Annotated in this window: 12 protein-coding genes; 4 read left to right on the top strand and 8 right to left on the bottom strand. The window is 34.5% G+C overall.

Features of this window, described 5'->3' with window-relative positions:
- Nucleotides 1-8: 8 nt before the first annotated feature.
- Both QO182_RS05075 and QO182_RS05080 read left to right on the top strand, forming a co-directional pair.
- Complete coding sequence (locus tag QO182_RS05075; RefSeq protein ID WP_371560264.1) at nucleotides 9-659, top strand: CoA pyrophosphatase; 651 nt, start codon at nucleotides 9-11, stop codon at nucleotides 657-659.
- Between the two features lie 122 nt (nucleotides 660-781).
- A complete protein-coding gene (locus QO182_RS05080) occupies nucleotides 782-1,591 on the top strand; it encodes a lysophospholipid acyltransferase family protein (RefSeq protein WP_371560266.1) in 810 nt (269 codons plus the stop codon).
- A 92-nt stretch (nucleotides 1,592-1,683) separates the two neighbouring features.
- Here QO182_RS05080 and QO182_RS05085 read toward each other — a convergent pair whose 3' ends face one another.
- Both QO182_RS05085 and QO182_RS05090 read right to left on the bottom strand, forming a co-directional pair.
- A complete protein-coding gene (locus QO182_RS05085; RefSeq protein ID WP_371560267.1) occupies nucleotides 1,684-2,316 on the bottom strand; it encodes a hypothetical protein in 633 nt (210 codons plus the stop codon).
- A 5-nt stretch (nucleotides 2,317-2,321) separates the two neighbouring features.
- Complete coding sequence (locus tag QO182_RS05090) at nucleotides 2,322-2,816, bottom strand: RNA polymerase sigma factor (RefSeq protein ID WP_074723875.1); 495 nt, start codon at nucleotides 2,814-2,816, stop codon at nucleotides 2,322-2,324.
- A 259-nt stretch (nucleotides 2,817-3,075) separates the two neighbouring features.
- On the opposite strand from QO182_RS05090, the gene QO182_RS05095 reads away from it, so the two are divergent.
- On the top strand, nucleotides 3,076-4,380 hold the full coding sequence (locus QO182_RS05095) for an NAD(P)/FAD-dependent oxidoreductase (RefSeq protein WP_371560269.1): 1,305 nt from the start codon (nucleotides 3,076-3,078) through the stop codon (nucleotides 4,378-4,380).
- 33 nt (nucleotides 4,381-4,413) lie between these two features.
- On the opposite strand, the gene QO182_RS05100 is transcribed toward QO182_RS05095, so the two are convergent.
- Nucleotides 4,414-5,475, bottom strand: coding sequence for a DUF3810 domain-containing protein (locus QO182_RS05100; protein ID WP_371560271.1), 1,062 nt, complete (start codon nucleotides 5,473-5,475; stop codon nucleotides 4,414-4,416).
- A gap of 397 nt (nucleotides 5,476-5,872) precedes the next feature.
- Nucleotides 5,873-7,120, bottom strand: coding sequence for an MFS transporter (locus QO182_RS05105; RefSeq protein WP_371560273.1), 1,248 nt, complete (start codon nucleotides 7,118-7,120; stop codon nucleotides 5,873-5,875).
- Between the two features lie 905 nt (nucleotides 7,121-8,025).
- Here QO182_RS05105 and QO182_RS05110 point away from each other — a divergent pair.
- Complete coding sequence (locus QO182_RS05110; protein WP_371560275.1) at nucleotides 8,026-9,489, top strand: aminoacyl-histidine dipeptidase; 1,464 nt, start codon at nucleotides 8,026-8,028, stop codon at nucleotides 9,487-9,489.
- Between the two features lie 247 nt (nucleotides 9,490-9,736).
- On the opposite strand, the gene QO182_RS05115 is transcribed toward QO182_RS05110, so the two are convergent.
- The 4 genes from QO182_RS05115 to QO182_RS05130 all read right to left on the bottom strand — a co-directional run bounded on the left by QO182_RS05115 (nucleotide 9,737) and on the right by QO182_RS05130 (nucleotide 13,766).
- Entirely contained in the window at nucleotides 9,737-10,075 is a 339-nt protein-coding gene (locus QO182_RS05115) for a DHCW motif cupin fold protein (protein ID WP_371540971.1), read from the bottom strand.
- A gap of 128 nt (nucleotides 10,076-10,203) precedes the next feature.
- Entirely contained in the window at nucleotides 10,204-10,971 is a 768-nt protein-coding gene (locus QO182_RS05120; protein WP_371540970.1) for a carboxypeptidase-like regulatory domain-containing protein, read from the bottom strand.
- Nucleotides 10,972-11,058: 87 nt separating this feature from the next.
- Nucleotides 11,059-12,984, bottom strand: a complete 1,926-nt coding sequence (locus tag QO182_RS05125; protein ID WP_371540969.1) for a DEAD/DEAH box helicase — start codon at nucleotides 12,982-12,984, stop codon at nucleotides 11,059-11,061.
- 203 nt (nucleotides 12,985-13,187) lie between these two features.
- Nucleotides 13,188-13,766, bottom strand: a complete 579-nt coding sequence (locus QO182_RS05130; RefSeq protein ID WP_371560277.1) for a non-canonical purine NTP diphosphatase — start codon at nucleotides 13,764-13,766, stop codon at nucleotides 13,188-13,190.
- Nucleotides 13,767-14,485 lie beyond the last annotated feature (719 nt).

A 14,485-nucleotide genomic window follows, 5' to 3' on the forward strand; every position in this document is an offset into this window, starting at 1 on the left:
CTTTGATTATGGATTTTCAACATTTTTTAGAATATGTTCCTCACTTCGCTCAAGCGAAACTTCCTGCGATGGAGGCGCATCTTAAAATGGCTCCATTTGAAAGAATGGAAAGCTTAAAAAATGCATTTAGTGAAAATAAAGACCCAAGACTGGCGGCGGTTATGATGTTGTTTTACCCAAAGAATGGGATGACACATTTAGTTTTAATTGTACGGAACTCTTATGAAGGCGTTCACTCTGGGCAAATAGCATTCCCTGGAGGGAAATGGGAAACAGAAGATGCAGATTATTCTGTGACGGCTTTACGGGAAACACATGAAGAGGTGGGAATACTTCCTAATCAGATGGAAATTATTAAATTATTTACGCCTACCTATATACCACCAAGTAACTTTATGGTCTATCCATTTTTTGGTATCTGTAAAGAGGAGGTGTGTTTTGTGCTTGATCCAACTGAAGTTTCTAGTATCATTGAATTGCCGTTATCGGTCTTTCTGAGCGACAAAATAATAATTGAGGCAAATATGACGACTTCTTATGCCACGAATATTAATGTTCCTGCTTTTGAGATTGAAGGGCATGTTGTTTGGGGCGCTACCGCAATGATGCTTAGTGAGTTAAAAGATGTGTTGAAGTCGGTTTTGGATTCAGAGAAATGATTAGATAAGCAGTGAGTAATCAAGCTTCTTATTGCGACCGAACACATAGTTATAACAATAGAGTACAAAAAATAAATTTCGTAAGTTTGTAATCCAAATTTACAAGATAAACACACAATTTTATGGGGTTATTTAAGAGAAATCCTTTTGGGCACATTCTTTTTGTGAAGAGATGGTTGATTCGAATTTTCGGAGGCGTTACCCATAGGCGTTATAGAGGTTTCAATGAATTACAGATTGAAGGCTCAGAGATTATTAGAAATTTACCAGACACTAACGTGCTTTTTATATCGAATCATCAAACCTATTTTGCTGATGTTGTTGCTATGTTTCATGTATTTAACGCTAGTTTAAAGGGGAGAGAAAACAATATAAAAAATGTATTGTACTTATGGAATCCCAAGTTAAACATCTATTATGTGGCCGCCAAAGAAACAATGCACGCAGGTTTGTTGACAAGGATAATGGCTTATGCTGGTGCCATTACGGTAGAAAGAACCTGGCGTGAAAAAGGAAAGGATGTTACTGATAAAAAAGATGTTAACCCTAATGATACGGAGAATATTAAAATAGCACTCAAAGATGGTTGGGTAATCACTTTTCCGCAAGGAACAACTAAATCTTTCAAACCTGTTCGTAAGGGAACGGCTCATATAATTAAAGAGCACCGACCTATAGTGGTTCCTATTGTTATTGACGGTTTTCGTCGTTCATTTGACAAAAAAGGGCTTCGTATGAAAAAGAAGGGAATTCTTCAATCATTTATCATCAAAGAGCCTCTTGAAATTGACTATGACAATGATTCTATTGACGACATCGTAGAGAAAGTAGAGTATGCAATCGAGCAACACCCCTCTTTTCTAAAAGTAATTCCATTAGAAGAAGTCGAAGAGCAAGAGAAATTGAATACACTTCGTAAATGGGAATATTAAGATCTTAATAAAAGCCCTTTTTTACAAAAATATAAACCCAGCAATCACTTAAAATTGCTGGGTTTTTTATTTGAAAAAAATAAGTACTCCTACTACAAGTCTATCTTCTTCAGTTCTTTATAATTAGCATGTAACCTTCGCAGTAAAATACCATACAGCAGTCTGTAAAACAACCAAAATAATCCAAATAATACAATGGTAATTAAGGCTAAGATACCAACGGTGATTGCCATAATTTTTGGATCACTTTCGATTTTTTCTCTCAAAACAACAGTTTCGGGATTGTAAAATAAAGCGATTATAAACCCAATTATTAGAGCAAATACTATCATTGCCAGATTATACCAAACATAACACTGTACCGTTTTACGGGTTTTCAAAATGTCTTTCATCAATTGTTTTGTAGAAGAAATTGTTGAAATTCGGATATAGTTTTTATAAAATAAATAAATGAAAATTACGATTACTCCGTAACCTAAGTAGTTGAATATCTTTAAATAGGAAACGAATCCCTCACTATTTATTTTTTCAAGATAATCGTCTGCATTAAAAATCACGCTTAAACACGTCCATAATAATACCTCCATAATACTAATGATTAAAATCCACTTCACAATAGAAGACGATTTTCTATGAATCATTTTGTAAATTTCTTTTTCTGATATCTGCTCAAAAGAATCTTTGTTCTTTTGCCAGTCTTTTTTTAATAAATCCAGTTCTTTCATATTCCTTAAGGATTTAGTATTTTTTTTAGTTTCCCTTTTATTCTGTTCATTTTCACCCTAGCATTCACCTCGCTAATCCCTAATGTTTCTGCTATCTCACGATAATCCTTATCCTCCAGATACATGAAAACCAATGCTTTTTCAATGTCGTTTAATTGGTATACAGCCTTGTACATGAGCTTTATTTGCTCCTCCTCCTCATAATTATACTCTACGTCCTTAATAAAATGTTGCCGGCCCTCGTATTCAACGGTAGATAATGATCGTTTGTTTTTTCGGTACAACGTGATTGCCGTGTTCAGCGCTACGCGATAGGCCCAAGTAGAAAATTTGCTATCGCCTCTAAATTTTGGAAACGCCTTCCATAATTGAATCGTGACCTCTTGAAATAAGTCTTTATGAGAATCTTCACAGTCAGTATATAATCTACAAATTTTGTGGATTATATTCTGATTTTCCTTTAATTGTGTGACAAAAGAATGTTCTAGATTTTCACTCATAAATGATTAGTGTACTGCATTTCAATTTTGTTACAAAGTAATTCATTTTTTAGGAGCACAAAGAGTTAGTTTGACATTTTTGCCTTGTCCCGCTGTACATTACAATCTCCCTAAAAAAAAAACGGGAGGATTTACATTTCCATCGGGGCTATCTACAACTAATATTTTTCAAAATCACATTTACAGTCGCCGTAAAATTCAACAACAAACACTAAACTTTGTATATTTGATTTTTAACAATTAGAAATTAAAAATAATTATGAATATCCCTAAATCAACTTTACCTCGAATCGTAATTATTGGTGGTGGTTTTGCAGGAATTGCGCTAGCCAAAGAACTAAAGAATCAAAAAGTACAAGTTGTTCTTTTAGATAAGCATAACTACCATACTTTTCAACCTTTATTATATCAAGTGGCTACGGGAGGTCTTGAGGCAGGTTCTATTGCCTATCCCATTCGTAAGGTGATTCAGGAATATGATGATTGTTATTTCCGTTTAACAAATGTTCAGGAAATTGATACTAAGAATAAAAAGATTATTGCCGAAATAGGGGAGTTAAGCTATGATTATCTGGTTATGGCTACGGGGTCAAAAACCAATTATTTTGGTAATAAGGATATTAAACGCTACAGTATGGCGATGAAAACGATACCGCAATCATTAAACATCAGAAGTCTGATTCTGGAGAATTTTGAGCAAGCCGTCTTAACTACTGATGTTGCCGAAAAAAATAGTTTGATCAATTTTGTACTCGTAGGTGGCGGACCCACAGGAGTGGAGCTAGCCGGCGCTCTTGCCGAAATGAAAAAGGCAATTCTACAAAAGGATTATCCGGATTTAGATATAGCAAAAATGGAGATTAACCTCATTCAGAGCGGGGACAGGATTCTTAATACCATGACCGAAAAGTCATCAAAGGCTGCTGAAAAATTTTTAATGGAACTTGGAGTTAAAATTTGGAAGAACGTTCGAGTGACTAATTATGATGGTCGTACTATTACCACTAATTCTGATTTAACTTTTGAAACTGCTACTGTAATATGGACTGCCGGGGTTCAAGGAGCTGTTGTAGCGGGTCTGGATGCTAATTCTTTGGTAGAAAGAGTAGAGCGTATCCGTGTAAATCAATTCAATCAGGTAAAAGGTTATGATGATATCTTTGCAGTAGGAGATATCGCTTCTATGGAAACAGAAGAGTTCCCACAAGGACATCCTATGATGGCGCAACCTGCTTTACAACAAGGTAAATTGCTGGGAGGAAATATTGTAAAATTAATTCAAAATAAAACCATGGAGCCATTTGAATATAATGATAAGGGATCGATGGCCACTATAGGACGCAATAAGGCAGTAGTAGATTTACCTAATTATCATTTTAGTGGTGTTTTTGCTTGGTTTGTTTGGATGTTTGTGCATTTATTTTCGCTAATTGGATTCAAAAATAAAGCAGTGGTTTTCTTAAACTGGGTTTACAACTATATTCGTTTTGACCGCGAAGGTCGTTTGATTATTAGACCCTATAAAAAGAAGAGTTTTACGGCATTTACAAGTGATGAGGTTTAAAAATAATTTGTGAACTGAGATAATTACCCATGTTTATAATTGGTTGTCTTTGTAATAGTTGACCATCAAATTCACAAACTTACTGTAACTCTCTATGCCGTCTTTTTGTTGATTCAGTTTTAGGAATTGATCGTAAAATAAGTAGAAACCAGTTTCAATGGGTGTTTTATATTTTTTTCTGAAATTGGTGCTTTCCTGATAGTTTTTTAATATGCCGGGATGAACTGTTTTTAGTAGTTCGTCAAATGATTCCTCATTGCTATATTCTAAAATACCTAAACAATACCGTAAAGCATAACTGTAGCCTGAATATTTAACATACAAATTATCGTTTTTTACTGATGCGAGAAAACCAATAAAATTGCATTCGGTTTCGTTAGCAAATCCCATTTGGTGCGCCATTTCATGATTGGTAGTCATGGGGAAACTATACATCGGACCTAAATAGTTCACATTCGCTTCATTTGTAAACGGATTTAAATATCCTCCAAATCCCATATACGTTAAGGGCACACTAAACAATGATTTTTTAGTGCTTAAAGTTATAAAATGAAAGTTATGATGTTGCTTCGATAAGTTATTGTAACCATTTAAATTCATTGTGAAAACCTGTTCTTGCGAATAAGGGAAAACCACTTTTAAGCTATCTGACTTTGTAAGTTGGATTTGGATTTGGTTTGTTTTTGCAATCAATTTTTTTGTAAAATCCAACAAGTCAGCATCTGTGTACTCTCTTTTAATTTTCATTTTTTCAAAGAGTGGTTGGCGATAGTAGTTCAATGCCCATAGGATATGAAACAAAAAATAAAATATGGAGAAAAAACGGAGCAGCTGCAAACTATTGTCTTTCCAATTTTGTTTCCAGGATTTTCTTTTGTTCCAGAACCATTTTAAAAAAAAGAAAATTAAAATAATATAAAGACAATCTCCTAACGAAAAAGGAATACGCCCCAATATAGTTCTTAAAAAGTGAGAGATATTAAGATATAGGCCCTTACTATAATAACGCTCCACGCTTTCAGGGAAAAAAGAAATGATTTGTAGAAGAACTATTTGGACAATTAGGAAAAAGGGAAGAATGAATTTTTGTTTCACGAAGCGAAATTTTATTGGCGTTGCTATTTTTATGTGAATGGTAAATATAGTAACTTTTTGTTTTGCAGAGAATCGGAAAATTTATTTTTCGTAGAGAATCAGAAAGATAAATACAGATAGATGCAAACTTTTGTTTACCATATAAGTCATATAAGTTTTGTTACACGGTGAATTGAGGAGAAATCCCATAGAGACGCAAACTTTTGTTTATGATATAAGTTATGTAAGTTTTGTTTCGAAAAGGATAGCCTTAGAAACCGTTGGCTCCTCAAGTTTCATTAAACCATATAAGAAATGTAAGGGCATATTAGCTTTATTGCTCAGATAAAGAACAACGATTTATAAAGGATATCCATAGCGTTTAAATCTTTGGCACAGCAAAAGTAAACTTAAATTTTCAGGAAACTATCTCCGATTTTTTCTTGCCAGTTTCTTTCAAAAGGAAAGCGAAAATTACAGCTATACCAATACAAATTACCCAAAACAAGCCTGCATTTTGAAAATGAATTTCCTTATCTATAGCTGTTCCTAGAGTGTTTCCATACAGATTACTAAATAAAGGTCCTAGTAATGACGTTACACCAAAAGTTAAGAAATTAATGGCTCCAGTTGAACTACCTTTTACTTTGTCAGGATTACTCTCTTTGATTATAGAATAGGGTATCATTGCTGCTCCAGAAGCTACTCCTAAAAGGAATGTACTTATATATGCGGGGTACATTTCTGGAAAATAAAGCAATTGCAATAAATTTAAAATCATGAATAATGCGCCTACAATCAGAACCGGTTTTCTTCGACCTATTTTATCTGCAATCCATCCCATTAACGGGCAACCAACAGCCCATCCCAAGGCGACACAAGCGCTAACAAGTGTAGCGGTTTCAAAATCCATCATACGGTCTTTTTGAAAGAAGGCGACACCCCAAGTCATTGCAAAAATAGTTGTGGGAGCAAATAATAATCCAGAAATCGCACCAGACAAATAGCTTTGCGAATTGCTAAAAACAATTTTATAAGGGGATAGTAATCCGCCTTTTTCTGTCTTTTTAACGGCCAATTCAACCTTGTCTTGTGGAGTAATGTATAAAATGAAAATACCGATAGCAATAATTAAGAGACCTAACCCAATCCATATAAAAGGTAAGCTGTAGCCGTTTCTGATGGCGGGTCCAATTATAAATTGCCCTGCAGATCCGCCTAACATACCTAAAGATTGTGTTACGCCAATTGCAGTCGCCAGTTTACGTGGAGAAAAAGCTTTTGAAGCTAAATAAACACAAGCGGGAAATGCCATTGCAGAACCAGCGCCTTGTAGTAGTCTACCAATATAGCCATCATAAATACTCGATACAGCAAATAAGATACAACCTAATCCTACAATGATTGTCCCAATAGATAATGGGTACTTTGCTCCTAATTTATCTAAAGCGATTCCAGCGATTAAGCTTGTAATCGAATAGGTTAAATAATACATTCCTATAACGGAGCTGACTCCTTTTGTTGAAGTTGTAAAAGCATGTGAAAGCTCGGGAATCATTACACTTGGTGCAGAACGAACGGCATATTCAAGAAGATAAAAGATTAATCCAAAAACCCAAGCAAGCAAGTAAGGATTTTTGGTAACGGTAGTAGTATTTGATTGCATAATTTGACGTCCAAAATTCAAAACCGCCAACGAAGATAGGGTGGAAAATGAATTTATAATATTTTCTCAAATTTACGAATACATCTATCTTTTTAGCATCTCACTATAAAATTTAGTTGGTTAGGTTTTTTTTTGGTATAAAAAAATGATTCCTATTTTTTAAATTCCTATTTTTTTAAAAATTATGTTGAATTAACTTAATTTAAGAATAATTGTATACTGTGTCATTTTTAGTATTTGGATTTTTAAGTTGTTTTTTTGTTAAAAGGGAAAATTTAAAGGTAAATAAATACATTTTTATTATCACTACGGTCTGTTTTAAGAAAGTGGAAATAAATATTTGTAAGCAATTTTTATTATGGATTAGTTATTCATGAATTTTTTTCAAACCATATAAGAAATTGAAAATTATATGAGTTTTATATCGCAGCAACTCTTAAAGGGTAGTAAGCGTATACAAAGAATAGCTGCACAATTTATTATTTCTTTAAACGATCAAGTATGCTACTTGATTATAAAAAAGGTATAAATACTTGCTGGTAAAATAAAGCGATAGAAGAGTATTAAGAAAACACTGTAAAACGATTTATTGTTAATAACTAAGCAATCACGGTTGGCGCATAACTGCGAGTTTTTTTAAATTTACCTCACTTCATGTGGTTGCATTGTTCTCAGAAATGGTAGTATGCAGACATGTATATAGTAGTAAGTGCAGTGTTTTAAAGGTTGCTAAGGCAGCTTATATACGCAAGAGATAAGGAAGCCCCTTTTTTGTTGGTTTCGACACTTTGGGACACCCAAAAGATTGTACTAATTTTAAGGGATAAATTGCTTTGTAAGGCTGAAAACGAATTTAAACTTTGTAACTTTGAGGTTTAAAAATGTTAAACTTCAAACAACAATAAATGAGTCAAGAGATAAGAAATTTAGAACCAAAAGTACTTTGGAATAAGTTTGCCGATTTGAATGCCGTTCCTCGCCCTTCAAAAAAAGAGGAAAGAGTGATTGAGTTCATGAAAAACTTTGGTAAAAGCCTTGGATTAGAGACTTTTGAAGATGATATTCGCAATGTGATTATCCGTAAGCCAGCAACTTCAGGAATGGAAGACCGTAAAGCAATAGTAATGCAGGGACACTTGGATATGGTGCACCAAAAAAATTCAGATACTGTTTTTGATTTCGATACACAAGGAATCGATATGTATGTAGACGGAGACTGGGTTCGTGCTAAAGGAACTACACTTGGAGCAGATAATGGTTTAGGTGTTGCGGCAATTATGGCAGTTTTAGAAAGTAAAGATATTCCACATCCCGCTATTGAAGCTTTGTTTACCATTGACGAAGAAACTGGAATGACAGGGGCTTTGAATTTAAAAGGAGGCATTCTTCAAGGACAAATTCTTTTGAATCTAGATACGGAAGAGGATGACGAAATCGACATTGGTTGTGCCGGTGGAATTGACGTTACTGCTACTGCAGAGTATGATGAAGAGGAGACTCCTGAAGGTTCTATAGGGTATTCAATTACCGTAAAAGGATTAAAAGGGGGGCATTCAGGAATGGATATTCACAAAGGACTGGGGAATGCTAATAAAATCATGAACCGCGTATTATTTGATGGTTTTGATAATTTTGGATTGCAAATATCAGAAATAAAAGGAGGAAGCCTTCGTAATGCTATTCCTCGTGAAAGTGTGGCGCAAGTTATAATTGCTTCGGTATTTGATGAAGCTTTTGTGTATGACATGCAACAAGTGGTTAATGATATAAAAACAGAATTAAAAGCGACTGAACCTAATTTAGAGGTGGTTTTTGAGAAACTGGATACTACACCGGCAAAAGTAATGCCGTCTATTGCTCAGTATTATTTTGTAAGAGCAATGTATACTGCTCACAACGGCGTTTATAGAATGAGTGCTGACTTTGCTGATTTAGTAGAAACGTCTAATAATATAGCCAAAGTAGTTTTAGGAGAAGGAAAACTGTCTGTACAGTGTTTAACGCGTTCGTCTGTAGAAACGGCTAAGTTTGATTTGGCTAATGCTTTGACATCGGCTTTTGAATTAATGGGATGTGAAGTAGAACTTTCAGGATCTTATCCAGGATGGACTCCTAATACAGAATCAGAAATCATGGATGTTTTAATACCTATTTATGAGAAACAAGTTGGTGAAAAACCAAGAGTAGTGGCTTGTCATGCTGGACTAGAATGTGGAATCCTTGGAACTAATTATCCTGATATGGATATGATTTCTTTTGGTCCAACTATCCAAGGAGCGCACTCGCCAGATGAAAGAGCAAGTATCTCGTCATCTCAAAAATTCTGGAAATTCTTAGTTGAGGTTTTGGCTAATATTCCGGTTAAATAGCAATTGGATTTAAGTATAAAAATTAACCCTCGTTTAGTAATAAACGAGGGTTTGTTATTTAAAAGAATTACTCTCTTTTGGGAGCGTTTTTTTTGTCTCTTTTTTCTTCTTTCTTTTCTTTAGCCGTTTTAAGAGGCTCTTTTTTGGCGGTTTTCTTCGCGTCTTGACTTTTTGCCATGATAATAGTATTTGGATTTTCGTGTTTAATGTAAGTAAATGTATGTAATATTTTGGTTCCTTCTAAATATTATTTTAAAAAATCCCCGTCGATGATTAATAATTCAACACCAGCCTCAGATATCGAGCGATGCGAACTTAAATCATCTGAAACTACATATGTCATTCCTGCCGTAAGTTTAATCTCTTCTCCCGTTACCAGTTCACTGATGAAGTTTCCTTTGAGGCAATGCACGATGTGTCCCTTTTGACACCAGTGATCTGCCAAGTAATTTGCGGAATAGGTTACTTTTCGAATCCTTAGTCCGCCCAACTGCATCGTTTGCCAGTAGGCAGTTCCTTTTTCTCCAGGATATGCTATTTTTTCTATTGTGCCCCAGTCGATAGTTTGGAAAGGTATATTTGACATGTTTCTAGCGTTATAATTAATAGTACAATAAAGGGAGTGTGTTTTAAATAAATATCCCCAATTACGTTTGTAATTGGGGATTGATAATTTTTTGCTTGATTTTTGAATATTGATAATAAACTTTTAAATTATCGTTTCTTCAAAATTTTATATTCTTCATAACAGCCGCTAATTGCGTCCATTATTTGTAGGTCATTTGCAGTTTTAATAAACGATTCAGAGTAATTACAACGTTGCAATATTTCTGGGATTTCTTTTTTATCAATACCTAAAAGTACCGCAAGGGTTTCCCTGTCAAATTTCGATTCTAGAAGGTTGCGTACCGTATCGTCTTTCCTCATTTCTTTTAACTTTTTTAATTCTTTTGGGTTGTTACCAAAGAAATTATAAAGCATATCCGCTGGGTTAAAAATGGAGCCGAGAACCCTTCCAAATGCATTTGGAGAGTATTCACCAGCTTCGTATCCATGGGTTAAGCCAGAAATACTATATCGGTAATTTTCACTTGTAGGAATTGTTTTTGAATCTACCTCGAGATAACCTGTTAGGTTAAATGGTCTAATAACCACTTCTTCCAGTGCAATAGCACTCTCGGTTAGAAAAATCTTAGCTACTTTGTTTTTTATCCAGTCATTGGTGACTTTAACTCTCAGTGATTGAAAACCTAAAAGAGAAATATGTAACGTATCTGTAGGTTGAACGTCAATTTCAAAATAACCGTTAGAGTCGGTTCGTGCTCCTCTAACTTTATTGATGTTGATGATATTAGCATTAATCAATGGCGACTTATTGTTGTCGTTATAGATAAAGCCAGATACTTTTTGGGAGTGAACTATCTCTTGGGATGATGCGGTTAAGGATAGTGCTAAAAAAAAGAGAACTATAAAATATTTCATAAACTGATTTAAAACTTTAAAAGTAGTAAACAAGATCAAATATTCTATAGTTCTCTTATATAATTATAAGAAAATTAACAGTAAATGTTAGTCTCTTCTTGGTCTTCTTGGTCTAGATGAGTCACTAGAACTTTCAGAACGTCTAGGAGCTCTGTCTGAAGAACCTTCACCTCTAGGAGCTGAACTTCTTCCTCCAAAACCACCTTCTCTAGGAGCTGAGCTTCTTCCACCGAAACCGCCTTCTCTTGGAGCAGAGTTTCTGTCGCTTCTAAAACCACCACCAGAACCTTCTCTTCTTGGTGCGAAACTACCTTCTCTTCTTGGAGCAGAACTTCTTCCGCCACCAAAACCACCACCACCAGAACTTCTTCCGTTGTGATCACGTCTTCCGCCACCATCATTTTTAGAAATTTCAACATTGATACGACGTCCTTCTAATTGTACGTTGTTCAATACTTCCATAACTTTATCTGTGTGCTCAGGATCTGTGTTAAAGAAAGAGAAACCTTCTTTTACGTCTACTTTGAAAACGTCATCACGACCTAAGTCTAATGTTTCTTTCAAGTAGTCTTTTAATGACATCCAATCGAAGTTATCTCTAGAACCGATGTTCACAAAATATCTTGTTGCACCACCATTATTGTCTCTTGGAGCACCATCTCTGTCATCACGTCTTTCAGAACCTGAAGATTGATTAGAGATATCTCTAGTTTTCTTGTAGTAGTTGATGAAACGGTTAAATTCAACTGAAACCATTTTTTTGATTAACTCTTCTTTCGATAAGCCTTCAAGTACATTATTGATTGCAGGCAGATAGTTGTCAATTTCGTGATCAACTTCTACATCCTTAATCTTATTAGCTAAGTGTAATAATTGGATTTCGCAAATTTCGATTCCTGAAGGAACTGTTTTTTCTTCGAATTTTTGTTTGATGATTCTTTCAATAGAAGAAATCTTACGCAATTCGCTTTTAGTTACAATTACAATAGAAGTACCTAATTTACCAGCACGACCAGTACGACCTGAACGGTGATTGTAAGTTTCTATTTCGTCAGGTAGTTGATAGTTTACTACGTGAGTAATGTTATCAACATCAATTCCACGTGCAGCAACATCAGTAGCTACAAGCATTTGGATTTGTCTTCCTCTAAAAGATTTCATTACGCCATCACGTTGCGCTTGAGATAAATCTCCGTGCAATGCAGCAGCGCTGTATCCATCTTCTACTAATTTCTCAGCAACAGCTTGTGTATCACGTTTTGTTCTACAAAAAACTACTGAGAAGATATCTGGATTAGCATCAGCTAAACGTTTCAAAGCTTCGTAACGGTCACGTGCGTTTACAAGGTAAAATTCATGTGATACTGTTGCAGAACCTGAATTCTTAGCCCCTACTGTAATTTCAATAGGATCTTTCATGAATTGTTTTCCAATTCTAGCTACTTCTGCAGGCATTGTAGCCGAGAATAACCATGTGTTTTTTTCGTCTGGCGTAGTTGACAGGATGTTTACGATATCTTCGTAGAAACCCATGTTCAACATTTCGTCAGCTTCGTCAAGAATACAATAATTAATTTGAGAAATGTTTACTAATCCTCTGTTAATCATATCTTGCATTCTTCCTGGAGTTGCCACAATAATTTGTGCGCCTCTCTTAATGTCTCTTGCTTGGTCTGTTATGCTAGCTCCACCGTAAACTGCTACCACATTAATACCTTTTTCGTATTTAGAGTAGTTTTTAATTTCGTTGGTAATCTGCAAACAAAGTTCGCGTGTTGGAGATAAAATTAATGCTTGAGTATTTCTGTTGTTGGCATCAATTTTCTGAATAACTGGAAATCCAAATGCTGCCGTTTTCCCTGTCCCTGTTTGAGCCAACGCAACCATATCTGTGTCTTTTTCCAATAATAGGGGAATCGCTTTCTCCTGTACTTCGGTCGGATTCTCAAATCCTAGATCTAAAATCGCCTTCAGTAACGATTCACTCAATCCTAATTGTTCAAATTTATTCATATGTGTTTTTAAAATAGTGTGCAAAAGTACTGTTAATATTTGAGATAAACTAATGCTGTCTAAAGTTTTGTCTTTTTATTGTTATTTGATTATCAGAAAGTTAGATTTTTAAATTTAGATTTATCAGTTTGAATTTGGAATTAGATAAAGAAATAACGGTGGAGATAATAAATATCCCAATCAAAATCGTTGAATTTTAACACTTACTTTTTATTTTTTAAAAAGCTGATTAGTAATTGGGTGGCTTTTCCTCTATGACTGATTTGATTTTTTATTGCAGAGGACAATTCGGCAAAAGTTTGTAGATACTCCTCAGGTTGGAAGATAGGATCGTAACCGAAACCTTCGCTTCCGGCTTTGGTTATAGTGATTTGGCCTTCTGCTATGCCTGTAAATAGATGTTGTCCCCCGTTTACATTTAAAGCAATTACTGTTTTGAAATGGGCATTACGATTTGGATTATTAGATAAAGCTAGCAATAGTTTGTCCATATTGTCTTCAGAACTGCGTTGTTCGCCAGCATATCTGGCTGAGAATACTCCGGGATCTCCATTCAGGGCTTCTACTTCCAGTCCTGTATCATCAGCAAAACAATCGTAACCATATTTTTCAGTGACGTAATTGGCTTTTAAAATGGCGTTTCCCTCGATAGTATCGGCAGTTTCTGGAATTTCTTCATGGCAACCTATATCTTCCAAGCTTACTATTTCTATAGTTGATGGCAGTAGTTGTTGAATTTCCTTTATTTTATTTTTGTTATTTGAAGCAAAGACGAGTTTCATTTATTTTTATTTAGGATGTATCAAAGGTAAGTGTTTTTAAAAAAAAAAGAGCTGTTATATAGGTATCCTTTAATAGTATTAGAATGAGAAGTGGTAGGTGAAATAGATTGTAAGTGCCTTTTATTCTAACTTTTTTAAAACAGCTTACGGTGGTGGTGCAGATCTTATTAACAATAAGTTAAGTTCTTATTTGTTTAAGTCTTTGAATATGATTTCTTACAGCCGTATTCAAGAGTAGTCGATTTGATAGCCAACTGTATGAAAAGATAAAATTGATCATAATGAAGCAAAGTCTGAAAATTAGATGGCTGTAACAAAGTGTTTTTTTGTGCGGTTTGTCCATGGGGTATAATTTTAATTAGCTAAGGGGTATCAGTGCATGTCTTGAAATTTGTATTTAATGCAAATTTATTGGATTTAATTTTTAGACATAAATGGGATATTGTCAAAATTTATTGCGATATGTTTAGCGATAATTGTAATAATGTTAATTAGTATTTAACTCACTGTATTTCAGTATATTAATTTTATTTTTTTGCTATCTTTGAGTATGATTTTGGTTTGTTATTGAGTATGGCCATCTGCAAGGAGTAGTGTATTTAATAGTTGGTTGTATCAAAAGGTATAAGTTGATGAAGATAAGGATCAGGAACAAAACCTGGGGAGAAGTTTTGCAAAAATGAATATTTTTGCATAATTAACTTTGAGATATGACTTCT

It is taken from the genome of Flavobacterium sp. Arc2 (assembly GCF_041431385.1).
Taxonomy (GTDB): domain Bacteria; phylum Bacteroidota; class Bacteroidia; order Flavobacteriales; family Flavobacteriaceae; genus Flavobacterium.

What these genes read in the sequence shown, in the direction of transcription:
- QO182_RS05105 (WP_371560273.1), bottom strand. Translation starts at nt 7,120, where the DNA reads ATGCAATCAAATACTACTACCGTTACCAAAAATCCTTACTTGCTTGCT.
- QO182_RS05090 (WP_074723875.1), bottom strand. Translation starts at nt 2,816, where the DNA reads ATGAGTGAAAATCTAGAACATTCTTTTGTCACACAATTAAAGGAAAAT.
- QO182_RS05130 (WP_371560277.1), bottom strand. Translation starts at nt 13,766, where the DNA reads ATGAAACTCGTCTTTGCTTCAAATAACAAAAATAAAATAAAGGAAATT.
- QO182_RS05075 (WP_371560264.1), top strand. Translation starts at nt 9, where the DNA reads ATGGATTTTCAACATTTTTTAGAATATGTTCCTCACTTCGCTCAAGCG.
- QO182_RS05080 (WP_371560266.1), top strand. Translation starts at nt 782, where the DNA reads ATGGGGTTATTTAAGAGAAATCCTTTTGGGCACATTCTTTTTGTGAAG.
- QO182_RS05115 (WP_371540971.1), bottom strand. Translation starts at nt 10,075, where the DNA reads ATGTCAAATATACCTTTCCAAACTATCGACTGGGGCACAATAGAAAAA.
- QO182_RS05110 (WP_371560275.1), top strand. Translation starts at nt 8,026, where the DNA reads ATGAGTCAAGAGATAAGAAATTTAGAACCAAAAGTACTTTGGAATAAG.
- QO182_RS05085 (WP_371560267.1), bottom strand. Translation starts at nt 2,316, where the DNA reads ATGAAAGAACTGGATTTATTAAAAAAAGACTGGCAAAAGAACAAAGAT.
- QO182_RS05095 (WP_371560269.1), top strand. Translation starts at nt 3,076, where the DNA reads ATGAATATCCCTAAATCAACTTTACCTCGAATCGTAATTATTGGTGGT.
- QO182_RS05120 (WP_371540970.1), bottom strand. Translation starts at nt 10,971, where the DNA reads ATGAAATATTTTATAGTTCTCTTTTTTTTAGCACTATCCTTAACCGCA.
- QO182_RS05125 (WP_371540969.1), bottom strand. Translation starts at nt 12,984, where the DNA reads ATGAATAAATTTGAACAATTAGGATTGAGTGAATCGTTACTGAAGGCG.